Origin of the sequence: Saccharothrix sp. HUAS TT1 (assembly GCF_040744945.1) — a bacterium.
Lineage (GTDB): Bacteria > Actinomycetota > Actinomycetes > Mycobacteriales > Pseudonocardiaceae > Actinosynnema.
In genome coordinates, this window is the sequence record NZ_CP160453.1 from 6,498,021 (window position 1) to 6,519,188 (window position 21,168).

General features: G+C 72.9%; 20 protein-coding genes. 11 read left to right on the top strand and 9 right to left on the bottom strand.

The window, feature by feature from the left end; all coding sequences use genetic code 11:
• Positions 1-70: 70 nt before the first annotated feature.
• Complete coding sequence (locus tag AB0F89_RS29135) at positions 71-2,086, bottom strand: MMPL family transporter (RefSeq protein ID WP_367128828.1); 2,016 nt, start codon at positions 2,084-2,086, stop codon at positions 71-73.
• A 74-nt stretch (positions 2,087-2,160) separates the two neighbouring features.
• On the opposite strand from AB0F89_RS29135, the gene AB0F89_RS29140 reads away from it, so the two are divergent.
• The 5 genes from AB0F89_RS29140 (at position 2,161) to AB0F89_RS29160 (ending at position 7,449) form a co-directional block, all read left to right on the top strand.
• Positions 2,161-2,628 carry a MarR family winged helix-turn-helix transcriptional regulator gene (locus AB0F89_RS29140; protein WP_367128829.1) on the top strand — a complete coding sequence of 156 codons (468 nt, stop codon included), beginning with the start codon at positions 2,161-2,163 and terminating at the stop codon, positions 2,626-2,628.
• Between the two features lie 20 nt (positions 2,629-2,648).
• Positions 2,649-3,791, top strand: coding sequence for a glycosyltransferase (locus tag AB0F89_RS29145; RefSeq protein WP_367128830.1), 1,143 nt, complete (start codon positions 2,649-2,651; stop codon positions 3,789-3,791).
• A 91-nt stretch (positions 3,792-3,882) separates the two neighbouring features.
• Positions 3,883-5,022 carry a glycosyltransferase gene (locus AB0F89_RS29150; RefSeq protein ID WP_367128831.1) on the top strand — a complete coding sequence of 380 codons (1,140 nt, stop codon included), beginning with the start codon at positions 3,883-3,885 and terminating at the stop codon, positions 5,020-5,022.
• Positions 5,023-5,213: 191 nt separating this feature from the next.
• On the top strand, positions 5,214-6,431 hold the full coding sequence (locus AB0F89_RS29155; RefSeq protein WP_367128832.1) for an SGNH/GDSL hydrolase family protein: 1,218 nt from the start codon (positions 5,214-5,216) through the stop codon (positions 6,429-6,431).
• Between the two features lie 109 nt (positions 6,432-6,540).
• Entirely contained in the window at positions 6,541-7,449 is a 909-nt protein-coding gene (locus AB0F89_RS29160; protein ID WP_367128833.1) for a S1C family serine protease, read from the top strand.
• On the opposite strand, the gene AB0F89_RS29165 is transcribed toward AB0F89_RS29160, so the two are convergent.
• Together AB0F89_RS29165 and AB0F89_RS29170 are read right to left on the bottom strand one after the other, a co-directional pair.
• Positions 7,372-7,947 (bottom strand): GNAT family N-acetyltransferase, encoded by a 576-nt coding sequence (locus tag AB0F89_RS29165; protein ID WP_367128834.1) that lies wholly within the window; start codon positions 7,945-7,947, stop codon positions 7,372-7,374. The genes AB0F89_RS29160 and AB0F89_RS29165 overlap by 78 nt on opposite strands.
• Before the next feature lie 76 nt (positions 7,948-8,023).
• On the bottom strand, positions 8,024-8,614 hold the full coding sequence (locus tag AB0F89_RS29170) for a superoxide dismutase (RefSeq protein ID WP_367128835.1): 591 nt from the start codon (positions 8,612-8,614) through the stop codon (positions 8,024-8,026).
• Between the two features lie 154 nt (positions 8,615-8,768).
• Here AB0F89_RS29170 and AB0F89_RS29175 point away from each other — a divergent pair, with 154 nt between their 5' ends.
• A complete protein-coding gene (locus AB0F89_RS29175) occupies positions 8,769-9,287 on the top strand; it encodes a hypothetical protein (protein ID WP_367128836.1) in 519 nt (172 codons plus the stop codon).
• 4 nt (positions 9,288-9,291) lie between these two features.
• On the opposite strand, the gene AB0F89_RS29180 is transcribed toward AB0F89_RS29175, so the two are convergent.
• Both AB0F89_RS29180 and hutH read right to left on the bottom strand, forming a co-directional pair.
• Entirely contained in the window at positions 9,292-11,238 is a 1,947-nt protein-coding gene (locus AB0F89_RS29180; RefSeq protein ID WP_367128837.1) for an endo-1,4-beta-xylanase, read from the bottom strand.
• A 122-nt stretch (positions 11,239-11,360) separates the two neighbouring features.
• Positions 11,361-13,046, bottom strand: coding sequence for a histidine ammonia-lyase (gene hutH / locus AB0F89_RS29185; protein WP_367128838.1), 1,686 nt, complete (start codon positions 13,044-13,046; stop codon positions 11,361-11,363).
• A 178-nt stretch (positions 13,047-13,224) separates the two neighbouring features.
• Here hutH and AB0F89_RS29190 point away from each other — a divergent pair, with 178 nt between their 5' ends.
• Complete coding sequence (locus AB0F89_RS29190) at positions 13,225-14,001, top strand: DeoR/GlpR family DNA-binding transcription regulator (protein ID WP_367128839.1); 777 nt, start codon at positions 13,225-13,227, stop codon at positions 13,999-14,001.
• On the top strand, positions 13,998-15,179 hold the full coding sequence (locus tag AB0F89_RS29195) for an MFS transporter (RefSeq protein ID WP_367128840.1): 1,182 nt from the start codon (positions 13,998-14,000) through the stop codon (positions 15,177-15,179). The genes AB0F89_RS29190 and AB0F89_RS29195 overlap by 4 nt, the downstream gene beginning before the upstream one ends.
• A gap of 25 nt (positions 15,180-15,204) precedes the next feature.
• Here the strand turns inward: AB0F89_RS29195 and AB0F89_RS29200 are convergent, their stop codons facing one another.
• Positions 15,205-16,176 (bottom strand): hypothetical protein, encoded by a 972-nt coding sequence (locus tag AB0F89_RS29200; RefSeq protein WP_367128841.1) that lies wholly within the window; start codon positions 16,174-16,176, stop codon positions 15,205-15,207.
• A gap of 97 nt (positions 16,177-16,273) precedes the next feature.
• Here AB0F89_RS29200 and AB0F89_RS29205 point away from each other — a divergent pair, with 97 nt between their 5' ends.
• Positions 16,274-16,687 carry a hypothetical protein gene (locus AB0F89_RS29205; protein WP_367128842.1) on the top strand — a complete coding sequence of 138 codons (414 nt, stop codon included), beginning with the start codon at positions 16,274-16,276 and terminating at the stop codon, positions 16,685-16,687.
• Between the two features lie 103 nt (positions 16,688-16,790).
• Positions 16,791-17,681: a serine protease gene (locus AB0F89_RS29210; RefSeq protein WP_367128843.1), complete on the top strand. Its 891-nt coding sequence runs from the start codon at positions 16,791-16,793 to the stop codon at positions 17,679-17,681.
• A 53-nt stretch (positions 17,682-17,734) separates the two neighbouring features.
• Here AB0F89_RS29210 and AB0F89_RS29215 read toward each other — a convergent pair whose 3' ends face one another.
• Together AB0F89_RS29215 and AB0F89_RS29220 are read right to left on the bottom strand one after the other, a co-directional pair.
• Complete coding sequence (locus AB0F89_RS29215; protein WP_367128844.1) at positions 17,735-18,484, bottom strand: glycoside hydrolase; 750 nt, start codon at positions 18,482-18,484, stop codon at positions 17,735-17,737.
• Positions 18,485-18,678: 194 nt separating this feature from the next.
• Positions 18,679-19,626 (bottom strand): NAD(P)-dependent alcohol dehydrogenase, encoded by a 948-nt coding sequence (locus tag AB0F89_RS29220; protein WP_367128845.1) that lies wholly within the window; start codon positions 19,624-19,626, stop codon positions 18,679-18,681.
• 92 nt (positions 19,627-19,718) lie between these two features.
• Here AB0F89_RS29220 and AB0F89_RS29225 point away from each other — a divergent pair, with 92 nt between their 5' ends.
• A complete protein-coding gene (locus AB0F89_RS29225; RefSeq protein ID WP_367128846.1) occupies positions 19,719-20,336 on the top strand; it encodes a TetR/AcrR family transcriptional regulator in 618 nt (205 codons plus the stop codon).
• Here the strand turns inward: AB0F89_RS29225 and AB0F89_RS29230 are convergent.
• Entirely contained in the window at positions 20,333-21,118 is a 786-nt protein-coding gene (locus tag AB0F89_RS29230) for a siderophore-interacting protein (protein WP_367128847.1), read from the bottom strand. The genes AB0F89_RS29225 and AB0F89_RS29230 overlap by 4 nt on opposite strands.
• Positions 21,119-21,168: the final 50 nt, after the last annotated feature.

The window sequence follows — 21,168 nt, forward strand, 5'->3', positions numbered from 1 at the left end:
GCGTCCTCCCTCTGGCGAACCTGCCACGAGGAGGACGATCGGGCCAGGCGGGCTGTGACACCGCCGGGTGTCAGTCCTTCCCGCGCGCCAGTTTCGACGGCCACCAGATGCGCTTGCCCACGTCCACGGCCAGCGCGGGCACCAGCAGCGACCGCACCACGAACGTGTCCAGCAGCACGCCGAACGCCACGATGAACGCGATCTGCGCGAGGAACAGGATCGGCAGCACGGCCAGCGCCGAGAACGTGGCCGCGAGCACCACGCCCGCCGACGTGATGACGCCGCCGGTGATGGTCAGGCCGCGCAGCACGCCCGCCCGCGTGCCCAGCTCGGCCGACTCCTCGCGCACGCGCGTCATCAGGAAGATGTTGTAGTCGATGCCCAGCGCCACCAGGAACACGAACCCGAACAGCGGCACCACCGGGTCCGCGCCGGGAAAGTCGAAGATCCCGTTGAACACCAGCGCCGCCACGCCCATGGTCGCGGCGAACGACAGCACCACCGTGGCGATCAGCAGCAGCGGCGCGAGCAGCGACCTGAGCAGCAGCGCCAGCACCAGGAAGATCACCAGCAGCACGATCGGGATGATCACCAGCCGGTCCCGCTCGGACGTGGTCTGCGTGTCCAGCTGGGTCGCGGTGGGCCCGCCGACCTTGGCGTCGGCGTCGGGCACCTCCCGGACGGCGTCGCGCAGCCGCTGCACGGTGGCCAGCGCGGCCTCGGAGTCGGCCGGGTCGTCCAGCACCACGTCCAGCTTCACCAGGCCCTGCGCCTCGCCGCTCGGCCGGACCTCCGACACGCCGTCCACGTCGGCGGCCCGGGCCACCGCGTCCGCCTGGGCCGCGCGGGCCAGCATGACGGTCGGCGCGCCGCTACCACCGGGGAAGTGCCGGGACAGCACCTCCTGCCCGGCCACCGAGTCGACCTCGGTCAGGAACACGTCCGACTGGGCCGTGCCGGACGCCTTGAGCTGCGGCACGAACGCGACGCCGACCAGCAGCACCAGGGCGGTGACGACCCAGGTCGCCCGCGGCCGGGCGGAGATCATCCCGGCGATCCGCGACCACAGGCCGCTCGCCTCGGGGTGCGGCGAGCCGAGCTCCGGGCGCAGCGGCCAGAACGCGGACCGGCCGAGCAGCACCAGCACGGCGGGCAGGAACGTCACCGAGGCCAGCAGCGCCGCGCCGATGCCGATGGCGGCCACCGGGCCGAGGCCCTTGTTCGAGTTGAGGTCGCTGAACAGCAGGCACAGCACGCCGAGGACGACGGTGCCCGCCGACGCGGCGATCGGCTCGACGGTGGCCCGCCACGCCGTGCGCATGGCCTGGTAGCGGTCCTCGGTGTCGCGCAGCTCCTCGCGGAACCGGGACACCAGCAGCAGCGCGTAGTCCGTGGCCGCGCCGAAGACCAGGATGAACAGGATGCCCTGGCTCTGGCCGTTGAGGTCGAGCACGCCGCCGTCGGCCAGCAGGTACACCGCGAGGCTGGCCAGGCCGAGCGCGAACACCCCGGACAGCAGCACGACCACCGGCAGCAGCGGGCTGCGGTAGACCAGCACCAGGATCAGCGCCACCACGGCGCCCGCGACCAGCAGCAGCAGGCCGTCGATGCCGCCGAACGCCTCCTTCAGGTCGGCCACCTGCGCGGCGGGACCGGTGACCAGCACGGTGAGCCCGTCCGGCGGGTCGGTCAGCTGCGCCCGGATGCCCTCCACCGCGCCCGCCGGGTCCTCCGGGTCGACCGCGACGACGACCTCGGCGGCCTGGTCGTCCCGGGTGGACGGGATAACCGGCGACGCCTGGTCGCCGAAGTCGCGGCTGCCCAGGTACTCCAGGTCGGCCGGGGTGAGGCCGTCGGCGCGCTCGGCGACCACGATCGCCGGCAGGCCGCGCGCGTCGCCGAACGCCTTGACCCGCTCGGCGACCTCGGTCGCCTCGGCCGAGGCGGGCAGGAACGCGGTGCTGTCGTTGACCGCGACCTCGCTCAGCTTGCCCGCGAACGGTCCGGAGAAGCCGCCGAGCGCCAGCCAGGCGACCGCCACGAGGGCGGGGAGCAGCCAGCGGGTGCGGGACCTGGTCGCGTGCACGGGAGAATGTCCTCCGAGGCCAAGTAGTTCGACGATCCAATAGTTCGACTGTCGAAACAGTAACGGGAGGGCGCATGGCCGACAACTCGGCCCTGGTCAGGTTGCTCCGGCAGCTCACGGTCGAAACCGACCGGTTCGCGGAGCTGTTCGGCGAGAAGCAGCGGATGCACCGCACCGACCTCAACGCGCTCGCGCTGATCATGGACGCCCGGTGGGGGCCCGAACCGATGACGCCGACCAGGCTGGCCGAGGCGCTGCACCTGAGCGCGTCGGCGACGACGTCCGTGCTCGACCGGCTGGAGGCGTCCGGGCACGTCGAGCGCGCCCGCAACGCCGACGACCGGCGCAAGGTCGTGCTGCGCGTGCCGGACAAGGCGCTGGACCTCGGCCGCCGCTTCTTCGGCCCGCTCGACGTCGCGTTCACCCGGGCGTGGGAGCAGTTCAGCGACGCGGACAAGGAGGTGGTGGCCCGGTTCCTGGCCGCGAGCATCGACGCGACCGTGGCGGTGCGGGCCGACCTGGCCACTGCCGAGCCGGAGTGATCGTCACTACGCTCCGAACGGTGCGGATCCTCTTCTCCAGCCTCGGCCTGTTCGGGCACACCTACCCCTTGCTGCCGCTCGCGATCGCGGCGCGGGAACTGGGTCACGACGTCGACTACTTCACCGGCCCCGCGTTCGCGGACACCCTGGCGTCGCACGGCATCCAGCACGTCGTCGGCGGCATGGAGCCGCGCGAGGCGTTCGAGATCGCGACCGGCGGCGTCACGCCGGAGCGGCAGCGGGACGTCGCGACCGAGCGGGTCGCCTACACGTTCGCGTCGGTCCTGCCGCGCAGCTTCGCCACCGGCCTCGCGCCGGTCATCGCCGAGCGCAGGCCCGACCTGGTCGTGCACGAGTTCGGCAACCCCGGCGCGGGCCTGGCCGCGAAGGTCGCGGGCGTGCCCGCCCTGTGCCACTCGTACGGGCGAATGTGGCAGGAAGCCGAGTTCACCGAGCCCGCGCGCGCCCACCTCGCCGACCTCGCCGCGGAGCTGGGCGTCGAGGTGCCCGACGGCGACCCCATGGTGCTCGGCCACCCGTACCTCGACATCTGCCCGCCGTCGGTGCAGAACCCGGAGTTCCTGGCCTCGTCGGCGCACCGGATCCCGCTGCGGCCGGTGCCGTTCGGCGAGCCGGGCGAGCTGCCGCCGTGGGTGGCCGAGCACCGCGAACCCCTGGTGTACCTGACGCTGGGCACGCTGTTCGGCCGGAAAGGGGTGCTGCGGTCGGCCGTCGAGGGCTTGGCGGAGCTGGACGCGAGGGTGCTCGTGGCGGCCGGGCCGAGGCTGGCGGGTGCGCTCGGCGAGCTGCCGGACAACGTCGTCGCGCTCCCGTGGGTGCCGCAGGCGGAACTCCTGCCGCACGTGGACCTCTTGGTGCACCACGGCGGTGCGGGCACGACCATGGGCGCTTTCAGCGCGGGTGTGCCGCAGCTCGTCATCCCGCAGGCGGCGGACCAGTTCGGCAACGCCGACCTCGTCACCGAGACCGGGTTGGGCGACCACCTGCTGGGTGACGACGTGACCGCGGAGGCGGTCACGGTCAAGGCCCGCCGGCTGCTGTCCGACGAGGCCGTGCTCGACGCGGCCCGCGCCATCGCCGCCGAGGTGGCCGCCATGCCCTCACCGCACGACGTGGCCCGCACCCTGCCCGACCACGCGTGAACCGCCGGCAGTGATCTTCACCTCATTGCGCGAAGGTCTCCTAACGGACGAAATTCACCCGCCGTAGAAAAAATTCGCTACGCTCGAACCAGTGCGAATCCTCTTCTCCAGCCTAGGTTTACACGGGCACACCTACCCCCTGCTGCCGCTCGCGATCGCCGCGCGCGAGCTGGGCCACGACGTCGACTACTTCACCGGCCCGGCGTTCGCGAACGCCCTGGCGCCACACGGCATCGAGCACATCGTCGGCGGCATGGAGCTGCGCGAGGCGTTCGAGATCGCGGGCGCGGGTGGCGGGACGCCGCAGGACTTCGACCCCGAGCGGATCGCGTTCGCCTTCGCCTCGGTGCTGCCGCGCAGCTTCGCCGCCGACCTCGCGCCGGTCATCGCCGAGCGCAAGCCCGACCTCGTCGTGCACGAGGTGGGCAACCCCGGCGCGGGCCTGGCCGCGAGGGTCGCGGGCGTGCCCGCCCTGTGCCACTCGTTCGGCCGGATGTGGAGCGCGGACGAGTTCTCCGACGGCGCGCGGAAGCACGTCTTCGCCGTCGCCGCGGACCTCGGTGTCGAGGTCCCCGCGGACGACCCCATGGTGCTGGGCCACCCCTACCTCGACATCTGCCCGCCGTCCGTGCAGGACAAGGACTTCCTGGCCTCCTCCGCGACGCGGATCCCGCTGCGGCCGGTGCCGTTCGCCGAGCCGGGCGAGCTGCCGCCGTGGGTGGCCGAGCACCGCGAACCGCTGGTGTACCTGACGCTGGGCACGGCGTTCGGCCAGGCCGGGGTGCTGCGCACCGCCATCGAGGGGTTGGCGGCGCTGGGCGTGAAGGTCCTGGTGGCCGCCGGCCCCACGGTGGAGCCGGACTCGCTCGGCGAGCTGCCGGACGACGTCGTCGTGCGGCAGTGGCTGCCGCAGGCCGACCTCCTGCCGCACGTGGACCTGGTGGTGCACCACGGCGGCAGCGGCACGACCATGGGCACGTTCGGCGCGGGCGTGCCGCAGCTCATCGTGCCGCAGGGCGCCGACCAGTTCAGCAACGCCGCGATGGTGACCGAGGCCGGGCTGGGCGACCAGCTGCTCGGCGCGGACGTCACCGCTGAGGCGATCGCCACCAAGGCCCGCCGGCTGCTGTCCGACGAGGCCGTGCTCGACGCGGCCCGCGCCATCGCCGCCGAGGTGGCCGCCATGCCCTCACCGCACGACGTGGCCCGCACCCTGCCCGACTACGTCTGACGACCGCCGCACCCGCCCGGCCGCGACCACCGGATCGCGGCCGGGCGGGTGCCGCGCACGGTGTGCTTAACACGTAAGCAAGGCCACTCGTCGCAACTCCCGCACCGCTCGTCGTGCCTCGCTTGACCGGTTAATTCGGCCACTGCCACCGTCGGCGACGCCACCGAAGACGACGGCGTTGGGAGACCTCCATGGCAGGGCACGTGGGCAGACTGGCCGTGATAGCCGCACTCGTGGCGACGGCGGCGGTGCAACCGGCCGCCGTCGCGCACGGCAAGCCCTGGGTCGCGAGCTGGGCGGCGAGTCCCGTGGTGGGCAGCGAGATCCCCTGGAGCGACTGCCCGGCGGGCGAGGGCCTGCGGGACCAGACGGTGCGGAACGTGGTGTTCCTCAGCGCGGGCGGCGACTCCGTGCGGGTTCGGCTGACCAACGCGTTCGGCGCGACGCCGCTGCAGGTCGGCCGGGCCTCGGTCGCGGTGCAGGCGTCCGGTGACGCGGCGGTGCCCGGGACGCTGCGCGCGCTGACGTTCAAGGGCAGGCGCGGCGTCACCGTGCCGGTCGGCCGGGAGGTCTTCAGCGACCCGGTCGCGCTGGACGTGAAGGCGTTGTCGACGCTGCTGGTGAGCGCCTACCTGCCGAACGCCACCGGCCCGCTGACCAACCACCCGTTCACCGCGCAGGGCAACTACCTGGCTGCCGGCGACCGGACCGGCGCGCTGTCCGGCGGGTTCCGGGACACGCCGTGCTGGATGGTCGTGAACGGTGTGGACGTGGCGCCGTCGCGGCGGGTCGCGGGCGCGGTGGTGGCGTTCGGCGACTCGATCACCGACACCGGCAGCACCACCGGCAACGCCAACCGCCGCTGGCCGGACTTCCTGGCCAGGCGGCTGGCCGCGGTGCCGGGCCGGACGCTGTCCGTGGTGAACGCGGGGCTGGGCGGCAACCGCCTCATCGCCGACCGCGACGAGCCGTACTGGGGCGTGGCGGGCGTGACGCGGGTGCACCGGGACGTGCTGTCGCAGACCGGGGTCGAGGCGGTGATCGTGCTGGAGGCGGTGAACGACATCGGCTACAGCGCGTCGGCCGAGGACCTGATCGCCGGGCACCGCGAGGTGATCCGGCAGGCGCGGGCCGAGGGCGTGGAGGTGTACGGCGGCACGATCCTGCCGTTCAAGGGCTCGTTCATCTGGACCGAGGAGCGCGAGGCGACCTGGCGGGCGCTCAACGACTGGATCCGCACGTCCGGGGAGTTCGACGGCGTCGTCGACTTCGCCGCCGCGACCGCCGTGCCCGGCGACCCGGCCACGCTGGACCCGGCCTACGACAGCGGCGACCACCTGCACCCGAACGACGCCGGCACCGCGGCCATGGCCGACGCGGTCGACCTGTCGGTGCTGCTGGGTCGCTGACCCCCGCGCCGTGCCGCCCAGGGTGTGGTCCGCTGTCGGCGAACGCCCCGGACAGCGCGGTCGGGACCGGCGCAGGATGAGGGTGTGATCGTGTGATCGGGGGGTGCCGATGGATCCGCTGGACGCCTACTCGCAGGCCGTGATCGCGGTGGCGAAGTCGGTCACCCCGCACGTGGCCGGCGTGCGCGTGGGGCGTGGCACGGGGTCGGCGGTGGTGTTCACCGACGACGGCCACCTGTTGACCAACGCGCACGTCGTGACGGGCGGGCGGGAAGGCACGGCGGTGTTCGCGGACGGTTCCGAGTCGGCGTTCGCGGTCGTCGGCGCCGATCCGCTGGCCGACCTGGCGGTGCTGCGGGCCGAGGGCGGCGCGCCCGGACCGGCGGCGTTCGGCGACGCGGACCGCCTCCAGGTCGGCCAGCTCGTCATCGCCGTCGGCAACCCGCTCGGCCTGGCCGGTTCGGTGACCGCGGGCGTGGTGAGCGCGCTGGGCCGCGCGGTGCCGGTGAGCAACGGCCGGGCCGGGCGGGTGATCGAGGACGTGATCCAGACCGACGCGGCCCTCAACCCCGGCAACTCCGGCGGCGCGCTGGCCGACTCGGCCGGCGCGGTGGTCGGCATCACCACCGCGTTGGCGGGCATCGGCCTCGGGCTCGCGATCCCGATGAACAGCACCACCCGGCGGATCCTGTCGACGCTGCTGGTCGAGGGCCGGGTGCGGCGGGCCTACCTGGGCGTGGTCGGCGCGCCCGCTCCCCTGCCCGACGCCGTCGCCGAGCGCACCGGGCAGCGCGCGGGCGTGCGGCTGGTGCAGGTGGTGCCCGGCGGGCCGGCCGAGCGGGCCGGGTTGCGCGACGGCGACCTGGTGCTGAGCGTGGCGCGGACGCCGGTCGGCGACGCGCAGGGCATCCAGCGGCAGCTGTTCGCCGAGGCCATCGGGTTACCGCTGCCGGTGACCGTCCTGCGCAACGGCGCGATGGTCGACGTCGTCGCCACGCCGACCGAGCTGGCCGCGTGAGGCCAGCGGCAGCGCGAACCGCCGGCAGGCGTGCGCCCTGGCGGACCCCCGCCGCGCGAGCGCCTTCGCGGGCCGGGCGCCGGGTCGCGTGACCGCCGGGCGGACCGGGTCGCCCGGCGCCGCCTCCGTCCCGGCGACCACGTGCTCGCCCTCGGTGAAGCCCATGGCCCGGCACCAGCGCGCCAGCGGCGAGTCGTCTTGGGCCCAGGCGTCGAGCGTGGTCGCCCCGAGTGCCCCGGCACGGGCCCGCGCGCGGGACAGCAGGGCGCCGCCGATGCCCCGGTGCCGGTGGTCCGGGTGGACGGCGAAGGTCTCGATGGTGGCCGACTCCCCGGCCACCGCGACGTCCAGGATGCCGACCACCACGCCCGCGTCCACCGCCACGAGTTCCGCCCCGGTCACCGCGGGCTTCGCCGGGACGGCGGAGCCCTGGTGCGCCCGGCACCGCAACCACGACGGCTCGTCGCCGACGGCGTAGTCGCGCACCCCGTACCCCACCGGCACAGCGTGCCCGATCACCGCGACGGAGGCGTACCGATTTCCCGCACGGCACCTGAAGGGCGCACGCGGCCGATCAGCGGAACGGGGCGGTGAAGCAGGCGATCCGGGCGCCCGCGCTGCCCGCCCGGCCCTGCTCGGTCTCGGTGGTCGGGTGCTCGTGCAGCACGATCGAGGACGGCACGCGGTCGCCGAAGGTGAACGGGACCGTGGTCTCGGCCGTGCCGTCGCCCTCGCCGTCGGTGGTCAGGTCCAGCCAGACCTCGTTGCGCGGGTTGGCGTAGGCCGGGTCGACCGACGGCCGCTCCGGCGTCGCGGCCGGGTCGACCTCGTGCTGGTAGTGCGGACCGGCGTCGGAGCCCTCCTCGCCGCACGGGTCGGTGTGCGCGTGGGCGGCGTAACCGCGGTCCGGCTGGAGCTGGTCGGCGATCAGCCGCACAGTCGTCGTGCCACCGCCCTCGACCACCTCCAGCTCCAGCTGCGCGCCCGGCGGCGCGGCGGCCTGGTCGTAGGTGAACGCCACGTCGGCCTTGTCCACCGGCGCCAGCACACCGGTCTGCCTGGTGCTCACCTCCGGCTCGGCCGACCCGGACGACCCGGTCCCCTCGGGCGTCGAGCCGCAGCCCACCGCTGTGCAGAGCACGGCCACGACGATGACGGCACGCATGCAGGTTCCCTCCGACGTCCGCTGGCGGTCGTCGTCGGACTACCCCTCGCCGCGCCGGGCGTAACCGAAGATCACTCGGCTGAGTGGTTTCGCGCTACCTCCGGGAACACCCGGCAAACCCGTGGGAGCCAACACCACGACCCGAGGGGGTTCGATGAACACGCGCACCCTGATCGCCGCGCTCGCCTGCACGACGGCGTTCCAGGCGCCGGTCGCGCACGCGACCGACGACCCGGGCACGTTGATCGCGTGCGGCACGACCCAGGACGACCGCCGGACGTCGCGCACCGAGGCGCAGCTCCGCTCGCAGACCTGGCTGGACGCCCGGGTGCCCTACAGCCAGCAGGCGTGCCACGAGAACGAGCACGGCAGCTACCGCACCGACTGCTCCGGCTACGTCTCGATGGCGTGGGGGCTCGACCACTCCCGCAACACGTCGTCGCTCCGCGAGGTCGCCACCGAGGTGCCGCGGGTCGAACTGCTCCCCGGTGACGCCCTGCTCGGCGCGTACCACGTCGCGCTGTTCGTGCGCTGGGCGGACGCGGCGAAGTCGGAGCCGGTCGTGCGCGAGCAGACCGGCCCCGACGGCGAGCCGCCGGTGGAGCGGACGTGGACGGCCGAGGTGGCGAACACCTACACGCCGGTCCGGTACTACCGGGTCACCGAGGGCTGACCCGTCAGCCGATCCCGCACGCCACCCCGTTCAGGGTGAACCCGGTCGGCTTGCCGTTCGCGCCGGTCCAGCTGCCGAGGAACCCGAACGACACCGAGCCGCCCGGCGGGAGCATCGAGTTCCAGGACGCGTTGCGCACGCTGACCGCCGCGCCCGCCTGGCTGTGCGTGCCGCCCCAGAGCTGGGTGATCCGCTGCCCGTCCGGGAAGGACCACGCCAGCGTCCACGGGTTGATCGCGGTGGCGCCCCGGTTGGTGATCCGGACCTCGCCCTGGAAACCGCCCTGCCACTGCCCGCCGATGGTGTACCCGACCGAGCACGTCGCCGGTGGTGCCGTCGTCGTCGTGGTCGTCGTGGTCGTGGTCGTGGTCGTCGTCGGCCCGCCGATCTGGCTCGGGTCCACGACGCCCCAGTAGGCGTCCTTCGCCTGGAGGCGCGTGTCGAACAGCAGCGGGTGGTCCTTGCGGGTCACCGGGAAGCTGTCCAGCCACGTGCTGTCGTCCGCCAGGCCCCACAACGTCACCGAGCTGATGTGGTCGGAGTACCGCTTGTACAGCTCGAAGAAGTCGCGGTACCGGTGCGCCTGGGTGAGCAGCACCTCCCTCGGCGGCGTCGGGTAGGACTGGCTGTTGTCGGTGTAGACGGAGATGTCCATCTCGGTGATCTGCTGGTCCACGCCCAGCGGCACGAACTTGGCCAGCATCGCCTCGGTCTCGGCCAGGGACGGCCACGCCACGTTGACGTGCATCTGGTGGCCGACCGCGTCGATCGGCACGCCCTCGGCGCGCAGCGCGACCACCAGGTCGTGCAGCTTGTCGCGCTTGGCCGGGACGTTGGTGTTGTAGTCGTTGATCACGAGCGTGGCGTTCGGCGCGACCTCGCGGGCGACGCGGAACGCCATGCGCAGGTAGTCCAGCCCGGTGATCTCGAACCACCTGCTGCGGCGCAGGCCGTCGGCCTGGGTCTCGTCGATGACCTCGTTGACCACGTCCCACACCGGGATGTCGTCGCCGAAGTGGCCGACCACGGCGCGGATGTGCGCTTCCAGGCGGGCCAGCAGCAACGCCTTGTTCTCCGGGGTCGCGGTCATGTCGTTGCCCGCGGCGTCCTTGAACACCCACGCCGGGGTCTGCTGGTGCCAGACCAGCGTGTGCCCGCGCACGGCCGCGCCGTTGGCCTTCGCCCACGCGACGAGGGCTTCGGCGTCGGCGAACCGGAACGCGCCCTCGGTGGGCTCGGTGGCGTCCCACTTGAGCGTGTTGCCGGGCGTGATGGAGTTGAAGTGCTTGGCGAGCAGCTGCCCGTGGTTGTTGAGCACCTGCGCGCCCTCGACGGCCGCGCCGACTGCGAAGTGGTCGGCGAGCACGTCCTTCACCGACGGGATGTCGGTCTGGATGGGCGGCAGGGGCGTGTAGGAGAGGGAGAAGTCGTCGACGTGCAGCGACGCCGTGGCGCTGTTCAGCTCGACGTAGGTGGCGAGGAAGTCGACGTCGGCGGCGAGGGTGTAGCTGCCGCGCAGGTTGACCCAGCCGCCCGCGGTGACCGCGGTGTCGCCGACGACCTGGTCGTAGCTCGGGGTGCCCGCGGTGCGGCGTTCGACGGACAGCCGGGCCTGCGTCGCCGCCTCGCCCGCCGCCAGCCGCACCCACACCGACAGGTCGTAGCGGATGCCCTTCCGCACGTCGTCCAGCACGCTGAGGGCGGGACCCTGCCAGCCCTGGGTGCGCCCGGTGACGGCGAGGCTGTGCGTGCCGCTGCGGGCGACGGCCGTGCTGGGGGTGACGACCTCGTCGGACCGGGACGTCCACCCCTGCGCCGTGCCGTCGTCGAACGTGCTGGACACCACGACCACGGGCTCGTCGGCCGCGGCCTGCGGGCTCGCGTGGGCCACCATCGTGACCAGGCCGGCCACGACCGAGGTCGCGAGCACACCGGCGAGAACTCTCCTCATCGAGAATCCCTCTTCCGTCGGGCGATTTCTGGGAGCGCTCCCAGATCATCTCGCCCGGACTATAGGCAGCCGCGCCGGCTCGCGCCCAGCCCCCGTTCAGCCCAAACGTCGTCCGGCTCCCGCTAGGCAGCGCACTCGTTCTGCTCCGGCGCGAGGGCGGCCCGCACCTCGCGGGCCAGCTCACCGCCGCGGACGAGGTCGGTCGCCTTCTCCAGGTCCGGGGTCAGGTAGCGGTCGTCCACCAGCGGCTCGACGTGCCGGCGCACCGCCTGGTGCACCCGGTCCGTGCCCCTGCCCAGCCGGAACGCCGCCATCCTGTCCTTGATCAGGTCGATCCCCTGCGCCGACATCAGCACCTGCACCGCCAGCACCGTCTCCAGCCGGTCCAGGTTCGCGTGCAGCGCGCGCACCGAGGCCATCGCCATCGTGTTGTGGTCCTCCTGCCCGAACTTCGCCGGCCGGGACAGGGCGCCCGCGGGCGTGGCCAGCTGCTGCATCTCCGGCACCAGGGCGACCGCCACCGTCTGCACCTGCACCATCCCCGAGTTCAGGCCGACCTCCCCGCCCGCGAGGTTCGCGGGCAGGTGGTAGCTCCACTTGTCGGCCAGCAACCGCGCGGACAGCTCTTGCGACAGCACACCCAGGTCGGCGACCTGCGCGTTGAGCGAGTCGATCTCGTGCCCGAGCAGCGCCGCGTCCCAGTTGCCGCCCATCACGAACTCGTACCCGCCGTCCCCCTTGCGGAAGACCAGCGGGTTGGACGTGGAGGCGTTCGCCTCGCGCTCGACGTGACCGCGGGCGTCCGCCAAGCGCTGCCGCAGCGCCCCGACGATGTGCGGGTTGGCCCGCACCGACACCGCGTCCTGGATGCGCGGACCGTCCTCGCCCGCCGCCTTGCGACCCTCGTCGGTCATCCACCCGGTCCCGCAGATCAACGCCCGGGTCACCCGGGCCGCCTCGACCTCGGCCGGGATGCGCCGCTCGTCGTGGGTGCGGGCGTCGAACGCGCCCTGCTCGGCCCTGGTCGCCTCCAGGAACAGCGCGAACGCGCCGTCGTAGGTGTCGAGCAGCCGTTCGGCCCGCACCACCGCGTCGACGTACCGCGCGACCAGCACGCTGCTGCCGCTGATCAGCGGCAGCGCCTCGCCCTGCTCCAGCTGGAACGCGGGAGCCAGCCCGGCCTCGGCGAGGACGTCCGGCGCGGACCCCTCCTGGCCGCGGAACCGGGCGGGCGCGGGTTCGCCGGTGAGCACCAGCCCCGCCGCCGCCATCGGCTGGAGGTCGCCGGTGCCCAACGACCCGATCTCCGGCATCCGCGGCGCCACGCCCGCGTTCACCAGGTCCAGCACCCGGTCGACGAACTCCGGCCGCACGCCCATCGCGCCGCGCGCCATCGTGTTCGCCCGCAGCACCAGCGCCAGCCTGGCCACCCGGTCGGACAGCGCGGGACCGACGCCGGCGGCGTGCGAGCGCAGCACCCGGCGCTGGAACTCGACCCGGTCCGCCTCGGGCAGCGGCTCGTCCTTCAACGGGCCCAGCGCCTGGTTCCACCCGTACACCCGCTGCCCCGCCGCCACCGCGGCCTCCGCGCCCCGCCGGCTCTCGATCATCGCCTGGCGCGCCTTCAGGCCCAGCCGCACGGTCACCTGGTCGGCCTCCAGCACGTCGACCAGCTCGTTCCACGTCAGGGAGTTGCCGTCCAGCTCCACCGCGACGGCGCCGCGGCCGACGACCGGCGCGGGAGCCGCGGCCGTGCTCGACACCGCCACCGCGCCGACCGCCACCACGACCAGAACCCGCCAAGGCATCACTGTGCGCACTCCTACGTCATCACGCGGACCGGACCCCCGCTCGGGATCGTGGCACCGCGTCCGCACCCCAGCAGGGTGTGACCGGTCGAATCGAGCCATCGGGTGAGCGCGACCGACTGCGAGCACAAGCACAAAACTCTTGTTCGAACGCACATAATTTGCGAAGGTCTCTCACGTGAAGAGCGCCGACCGCCACCGGGTGATCATCGAACGGCTCCGCTCCGGCCCGCAGGTCGCCGTGGCGGAGCTGGCGGCGGCCACCGGCGCGTCGGAGATGACCATCCGCCGGGACCTCGACCTGCTGGCGGCGGGTGGCGTGCTGCGCCGGGTGCACGGCGGCGCGGTGCCGCTCAGCCCGGCGGGCGTCGAACCGCCGTTCAGCGCCCGCACCGCGACCGCGAGCGCCGCGAAGCGGGCCATCGCCGCGGCTGCCGTCGACCTCGTCCGGGACGGCGAGACGATCGTGCTGGACAGCGGCACGACCGCGGTCGAGGTGGCCAGGCTGCTGCGCGGCCGACCGGTCACCGTGATGCCCCTGTCCCTGCACGCGGTGCGCGAGCTGCTGGACTCGCCCGAGGTCCGGTTGCTGCTGCCCGGCGGCGAGCCGCGCCCCGGCGAGCTGGCCATGGTCGGCCCGCTGGCGCTGGCGTCGCTGCGCGCCCTGCGCTTCGACGTGGCCGTGCTCAGCCCGTGCGCGTTCGGCCTGGACACCGGCCTCACCGCGCACAACCTGGCCGACGCAGAGGTCAAGCAGCAGGCGATGGCCGTCTCCGGGCGCACGGTCGTGCTGGCCGACAGCACGAAGTTCGGCCGCACCGCGCTCGCCCACGTCTGCCCCGCCGACCGGCCCGACGTGCTGGTCACCGATTCCGACACCCCCGCGGACGTGCTCCGCGAGCTGACCGCGCGCGGGGTGCTCGTGCACGTAGCCGAAAGACTGGAGACCCTGTGACGACCGCCCTGCCGCGCGCCGCCCGCGTCGCGACGTGGATCTACTTCACCCTCAACGGGTTCGCCGTCGGCCTGTGGGTGGTGCACATCCCGAACGTCGAGCGCGCGACCGGCATCACGCACAGCGCCCTGGGCGGGCTGCTGCTCGTGCTCGGCGGCGCGGCATTCCTCGGCATGCAGGTCGCCGGACCGCTCGCCGACCGGCTCGGCCAGCGCAAGTTGCTGCCCGCCGCCGGGGTGCTGCTCGGCATCGCCCTGTTCTTCCCCGGCCTGGCCACGTCCTGGTGGGCGCTCGGCCTCAGCCTGCTGTTCTTCGGCTTCGGCAACGGCACCATCGACGTGGCGATGAACTCGCACGCCGTGGTGGTGGAGCGCGCCTACCCCCGGCCGATCATGGCCTCGTTCCACGCGATGTGGTCGATCGGCGGTGCGATCGCCGCCGTCGTGGGCGCGCTCACGCTCGGCGCCGACGTGCCCACCGCGGTGACGTTGAGCGCCTGCGGCGTGTTCACCATCGTGGTGTCGCTGCTGACCGGCCGGTTCCTGATCGACGCCGAGGCCGAGGAGCCGGCCGAGGCGACGTCGTCCGCGCCGGCGGCCAAGCCGTCGACGAAGCTGGTGTGGCTGCTGGGCGCCATCGCGTTCGCCATGATGCTCGCCGAGGGCGTCGCCAACGACTGGGCCGCCCTGCACGCCGAGGACGTCCTGGGCACCGCCACCAGCACGGCCGCGTTCGCCTACGGCTCGTTCGCGGTGGCGATGACCGTCGGCCGGTTCGCCACCGACCGGGTCGCCGCGGCCGTCGGACCGGTCGCGATCGTGCGGTACGGGGCGGCGCTGGCCGCGTTCGGCCTCGTGCTGGTGGTGCTCTCGCCGTGGGTGTGGCTCGCGTTCACCGGCTGGGCGCTGTTCGGCCTCGGCCTGTCCGGCAGCGTGCCGCAGCTGTTCTCGGCGGCGGGGAACCTGGACAAGCGGTCGTCCGGCGCGCTCATGGCCCGGGTCGTCGGGCTCGGCTACGTGGGCCTGCTCGCCGGGCCGGCGCTGATCGGCGGCCTGGCGCACTGGATCCCGCTGAACCTGGCCTTCCTGGTGCCGGTCGTGCTGTGCCTGCTGGCCGTGGTGTTCGCCAACGTCCTCGCGCCGCGCCCGGCTCCGGTCGAGGAGAACGTCGCGTCCTGAGGACGTCGGCGAACACCCGCGGGCGCTACTCGCAGCCGATGCCGTCCTTGTCCTTGCCGTCGAGGTCGTAGACGTCCGGGCCGATCACGGTGACGGGTCCGCGCACGTAAGCGGGCCCGTTGCCCGACCCGCCCGCGCAGTCGACGTCGCTCGCGATGGGCACGCACGGCGTGTAGCTGGCGTGGCAGCCCTGGTTGGGAGCGGGAGCGGGAGCGGGCGCGGGCGGCGGCGGGGCTTGGGTCGCCGGGTTCGGCTGGGGATTCGGCTGCGGGTTCGGTTGGGGATTCGGCTGCGGCTTGGGCTGGGGCTGGGGGGCCGGTGCCGGCGTGGTGGTCGTCGTGGTCGTGGTCGTGGTGGTCGTGGTGGTGGTGGTGGTCGTCGTCGGTGACGTGGTGGTCGTCGTGGTGGGCGCGGCGGTCCGCGTGGTGGTCAACGACGAAGCCGCGTCCGTTGTGGACGGTTGGTCGTCGGCCAGCGCCCCGATGACGATGAACAGCAGCACCACGGCGGCCACCGCGATCCACACCGGGCGGCGGGACTTGCCCTGCGCGGGCGGCGGCGTGAAGACCGCGGTCTGCGGTGCCACGCCCGCGCCGGAGGCGTCGCGCGGCAGCTGGAGCACCACCTCCAAGCCGCGGTTGCCGAGCTGGACCACCGCCTCGCAGCCCGGCGTGCCGCCGGCGTCCATCACCCGGCTCACCACATCGGCGTAGCGCCGCGACATCAGGTAGGTCAGCTCGCCGACCCGCTGCCCGTCCAACCGGACCTCGATGGCGTGCTGCCCGCGGTGCTTGCCCGAGGCGATGGCGCACCACGCCAGCGCGACGGCCACCCGGCGCTGCTGACCGGGCGCGACGGAGTACCTGGCCAGCCACTCCTGGTGGTGCTCCTCCCCGGTCACGACGACCGGCGCCCCGGTCTCCAGCATGGTCAGGCCTAAAGGCGAGTTCTCCACCACGACGCACTCCAATCCACCGAACGGATGTACGCCGCTCATCGGCGCGGTTCTACGCTCCGTTACCAGGAATGTCACAGCGGTGTAACGGTTGCCCAACCGGGCTACAGGGCCTCGGGCGCACATGTTGGCTGTGCGCATGAACAAGAAGGTCGTGTCCGCGCTGCTGGCCCTGGGGTGCGCCGCCTCCCTGGTGGCGTGCGCGAACAACGAGGACAAGTTCGTCGACGAGCTGAAGGCCGCGGGCTTCACGAACGTCGGCGAGCCGCGCAGCGAGTCGGGGAAGAAGACGAAGAAGATCGGCAAGCGCACGGTCAAGTCGTCGCAGAAGGTCCTTGAGGTGACGGTCCGGGTCAAGGGCTGCGACCTGGAGTTCGAGAAGGTGTCCGGCCAGTCCGGTTACTGGCTGGACGAGCTGCACGTCAACGGCCAGGAGCAGGACTGGCCCGGTTACCCGGAGAACGTCCGGCAGCAGGACCTCGTGACCTCGTTCGCGGGCGACCAGCCCAAGCCCGCCGGCTTCCGCGACTGCTACCGGCCCGACCAAGCCTGACCCGGGGAATTCCACCCGTTCGCCGGAACCGCGGAACGGCGGTCTGAGTAATTTTCACATCACGGTCCCCTGCCGTTGATCGACCCACGAGAGGTGGAAGATCATGAACCGTGCTGTGAGGCGACTGGTCACCCTGGCGAGCGCGCTGACCCTGTCGCTCGTCACCGTCCAGGCCGCTCAGGCCGCCGAACCCGGAACCTACTGGACACCGGAGCGGATGCGCGCCGCCGCTCCGCTCGACCTCCCCACCACCACGCCCTTCGCGGTGCGCTCCGCCGTCGCGACGGGCGAGCCCGCGACCGTCGCACCGCTGGCCTTCCCCAACGGCGGCAGCGCGTGGACCGGTGGCGGCGCCGTCGTCGCGACCGCCGGTCGTGTGTTCTTCACCTACCAGGGCCGCAACGCCTCGTGCAGCGGCAACGCCGTCACCAGCGGCAACAAGAGCACCGTCATCACAGCGGGCCACTGCGTGAAGCTCGACGGCGCGTACCACACCAACGTCGCCTTCGTCCCGGCCTACAACAACGGGAACGCCCCTTACGGCACGTGGAACGCGCGCACCACCATGGCCACACCGCAGTGGAACGCGAGCGAGGACATCAACTACGACATCGGCGCGATCGTGGTCGGGCAGCTGAACGGCCAGTCGCTCACCGACGTGGTGGGCGCCCAGGGCATCGCGTTCAACCAGGCGCGGGCCGACAACATGTACGCGTTCGGCTACCCGGCCGCCGCGCCGTACGACGGCACGAAGCTGATCTACTGCAGCGGCCGGACGTTCAACGCGTTCCTGAGCAACGGCATCGGCATGACGTGCGACATGACCGGTGGCGCCAGCGGCGGTCCGTGGTTCCGGACGTTCTCCGAGGCCACCGGTACTGGCACGCTCAACTCGGTGAACAGCTACAAGATCAACCTGTTCCCGAACTGGATGTTCGGCCCGTACTTCGGCGCGGACGCGCAGAACCTGTACAACCAGGCCCAGGCGGCCTGATCACCCCACCGGGTGGCCCGGCGCGGTCGCCGCCGGACCGGGCCACCCGCCGGTCACCCGCTGACCGAGGCGGAGAAGCTGTTGACGGCCAGCCCGGTGCCGCCGTTCCACGGCTCGAACCCGGCCTGGATGCTGGTCAGGTACCAGGAAGTGGTGATCGCGCCGCGGTTGCGCACGTCGTTGACGAAGTCCATCACGTTGAACGACCACGACGAGATGGGCGACGGCGCCACGTAGGAGATCACGTTGTTCGCGCCGTTGCTGCCGCGCCAGACCTGCCAGCTGCGGCCGCCGATGGTGGTGTTGCCGACCGCGCTGCCGATCGGCTGGATCGAGCCCTGGCGGTTGAACCAGATCATGATCTCCATCTGGTTGACCCCGTTGGTCTTCGGCGTCGGGTCCAGCCAGATGTCGTACGAGGCGTTGTAGGTGCCGCCGACGTAGCTGTAGTTGATCGACGACGTGGCACTGCGGATGCGGCTGACCTGCATCGGCAGGTTGGAGCCGGGCGAGCAGTTGGTGTAGTGGCAACCGAGGAAGACCGACGGGTACGACAGCGGCGCGCCGTTGGTCGGGGCCGAGCCCTGCTGCTGGGTGATCCGGAAGCCGGACGAGGTCACGTTGATGCACTGGGTCGCGGAGCTGCCCCACCGGTTGTTCTGGACCACGTAACGGCCCTGGATGGTGGTCGACCCGTACTGATCGCAGATCGTCGTGTCGGCTTGGGCGGACCCGGCGGTGGCGACGACCGCGCTGGCGGCCATCAGCCCGGCCAGCACGAAGGCACGGACGGTGCTTCGCATGGAACTCCTCTCGAAAGGTCCACGACGGCGGGGAACTCACCTTGGGAGCGCTCCCAGAGTAACCCGACTCCCCCGCCTCCGCACCAGTCCCACTCACGCCGGCGTCAACGGCCGATGTCCCATTCGACCGGAGGGACCGATATGTGATCACGACAGCGGTCGCGCACCCGCCCTGTCACGTCCACAGTGGACGATCATCGGCGAGGTCCGCCGTCCTCCGCCACCCGGATCACGTGCTTGCCGCGCACGCCACCGGCTTCCAGCGCGCGGTGCGCTTCGGCGACTGCCCCGAGCGGGTGCACGGCCTCCACCACCGGACGCACCGCGCCGCTCTCGACCAGTGCGGTGAGATCGGCGAACAGATCGGTCCGCGGGTTGCCGCTGAAGAACCGGACGCGGCGCGGGCCGAACGCGGTCGACGCCAGGAGGTAGCCGACGTCGGCGGCGGACCGGAAGGCGATGCCGACCATCCGGCCGCCGGGGGCGAGCAGCCGGCGGTACGCGCGCGGCGTGCTGCCGTGGGTGTCCAGCACGACGTCGAAGCGGCCGAGGTCGGCCGGGTCGGTGCGGTAGTCGACCGCCTCGTCCGCGCCGAGCTCCCGGACGAAGTCGAGGTTCCCCCTGCCCGCCAACGCCGTGACGTGCGCGCCGTACGCCTTGCCCACCTGCACGGCGACGCTGCCCACTCCCCCGCTCGCGCCGCGCACGAGGAGGCGTTCGCCCCGGCGCAGCCCGGCCTTGTCGCGCAGGGCGGTGATGGCGGTGGTGCCGACCCCCGGCAGCGCGGCGGCCCGCACCGGGTCGACCCCGGCCGGGCTCGCCGCGAGTTGGCGCGGGTGGACGGCGACGTACTCGGCGGCGCTGCCGAACTCGCCGCGCGGCAGCCCGCCCCACACGTGCGCGCCGGGCTCGAACCCGGGACCGGACACGACCTCGCCCGCGAAGTCGATGCCGACCCGCTTGGGGAACTTCCGGCCGAGCAGCAGCTTGAGCCGCCCGGACCGGCCCATCAGCTCGCCGCCGTTGACGCTGGCCGCGTGGACCCGCACCAGCACCTGACCCGGCTCGACTTCCGGGTCCGGCACGACGCCTTCGTACAGGACCTCGGGCGGCCCGTACCGGTCGAACAACGCTGCACGCATCCCGCATCCCTCGCTCAAGTGGAAGACACCCTCCACTTCGACGCTAACACGGTAACCGGAGGACACCCTCCGGTTGAGCTAAAGTGAGAGGCGTGACGGCTCGGACGACTCGGTTGCGCGCCGACGCGCGGCAGAACCGCGATCGCATCATCACGTCGGCGCGGGAGGTGTTCGCGACGAGCGGCCTGGACGCGTCGATGACCGAGATCGCCCGCCGCGCCGGGGTCGGCGTGGCGACGCTCTACCGCCGCTTCCCCACCAAGGCGTCGCTGGTGACGGAGGTGTTCGCCGAGCAGTTGGAGGCGTGCACGTCCGCCGTGCACGTCGCGGCGGACGACCCGGACCCGTGGCGCGGGTTCTGCCGGGTGGTCGAGGAGTTGTGCGAGATGCAGGCGCGGGACCGCGGGTTCAGCGCCGCGTTCCTGGCCGCGTTCCCCGACGCGGTGGCGGTGGACGAGAAGCGCGCGGCCGCCGAGGCGGCGTTCTCCCACCTCGTGGCGCGCGCGAAGGAGGCGGGCGCGCTGCGACCCGACTTCACCGCCGACGACCTGACGCTCCTGCTGATGGCCAACAACGGCCTGGTCACCGACTCGGTGGACGCGGCGGTGAGCGCCTCGCGCCGCCTGGTCGCCTACTTCGTGCAGGCGTTCCAGGCCCGCGGCCCGCTGCCGCCACCGGTCCGCCTCGGGCTGCGCGACGCGCTCGGCTAACCCTGCTCCTGCTCCACCCGGCGGTTCCACTCGCCCTTGGCCGACTGCCAGCCGTCCTCGTCCGCGCCGAGCCGCCAGTAGCCCGAGATCGACATCTGCTCGCGCGCGATCCCCCGCTCCAGCTTCAGGTGCCCGCGCAGCTCCTTGACCATGGTCGCCTCGCCGTGCACGAAGACCTGGACGACGCCCTCGGGGAACAGCGCGCCCTTGACCGCGTCGACCACCATCCGCCCGCGCGGCCCGCCGTCGCGGTGCAGCCAGCGCAGGTCCACCTGCCCGGCGCTCGGCGCGGCCTGCTCGTCCTCCGGCCCGTCCACCTCCGCGAACACGACGGCCCTCGCACCGGCGGGCAACGCCTCCAGGGCCGCCGCGATGGCGGGCCACGCGCTCTCGTCACCGGCCATCAGGTGCCACGTCACGTCCGGGTCGGGCGCGTAACCGCCGCCGGGGCCCGCGAAGTGCAGCACGTCGCCGGGCTGCGCCTTGGCCGCCCACGGACCGGCCACGCCGGAGTCGCCGTGCGTGACGAAGTCGATCCACAGCTCGTTCGCCCCCGCGTCCCACTTGCGCACGGTGTACGTGCGGGTGCGCGGCCACTTGTCGCGCGGCATGGCGGCGCGGATCGCGGCCAGGTCGAACGGCTCGGGGTAGAGCACGTCGTCCAGCGGGAAGGCGAGCTTGACGTAGCTGTCGGTGTAGGGGCCGGTGGCGAAGTCGGCCAGCCCGTCGCCGCCGAGCACCACGCGGATCATCCGCGGCGCGACCCGCTCGGTGCGCACCACCCGCCCGCTCCTGCCACGGGACCGCTCAGCCATGTCGCCTACCCCTCGGT

Coding starts and splice junctions, on each gene's coding strand:
- AB0F89_RS29170 (WP_367128835.1), bottom strand. CDS start 8,614: ATGCGTGCCGTCATCGTCGTGGCCGTGCTCTGCACAGCGGTGGGCTGC.
- AB0F89_RS29210 (WP_367128843.1), top strand. CDS start 16,791: ATGAACCGTGCTGTGAGGCGACTGGTCACCCTGGCGAGCGCGCTGACC.
- AB0F89_RS29215 (WP_367128844.1), bottom strand. CDS start 18,484: ATGCGAAGCACCGTCCGTGCCTTCGTGCTGGCCGGGCTGATGGCCGCC.
- AB0F89_RS29160 (WP_367128833.1), top strand. CDS start 6,541: ATGGATCCGCTGGACGCCTACTCGCAGGCCGTGATCGCGGTGGCGAAG.
- AB0F89_RS29140 (WP_367128829.1), top strand. CDS start 2,161: ATGGCCGACAACTCGGCCCTGGTCAGGTTGCTCCGGCAGCTCACGGTC.
- AB0F89_RS29180 (WP_367128837.1), bottom strand. CDS start 11,238: ATGAGGAGAGTTCTCGCCGGTGTGCTCGCGACCTCGGTCGTGGCCGGC.
- AB0F89_RS29155 (WP_367128832.1), top strand. CDS start 5,214: ATGGCAGGGCACGTGGGCAGACTGGCCGTGATAGCCGCACTCGTGGCG.
- AB0F89_RS29205 (WP_367128842.1), top strand. CDS start 16,274: ATGAACAAGAAGGTCGTGTCCGCGCTGCTGGCCCTGGGGTGCGCCGCC.
- AB0F89_RS29200 (WP_367128841.1), bottom strand. CDS start 16,176: ATGAGCGGCGTACATCCGTTCGGTGGATTGGAGTGCGTCGTGGTGGAG.
- AB0F89_RS29175 (WP_367128836.1), top strand. CDS start 8,769: ATGAACACGCGCACCCTGATCGCCGCGCTCGCCTGCACGACGGCGTTC.
- hutH (WP_367128838.1), bottom strand. CDS start 13,046: ATGCCTTGGCGGGTTCTGGTCGTGGTGGCGGTCGGCGCGGTGGCGGTG.
- AB0F89_RS29220 (WP_367128845.1), bottom strand. CDS start 19,626: ATGCGTGCAGCGTTGTTCGACCGGTACGGGCCGCCCGAGGTCCTGTAC.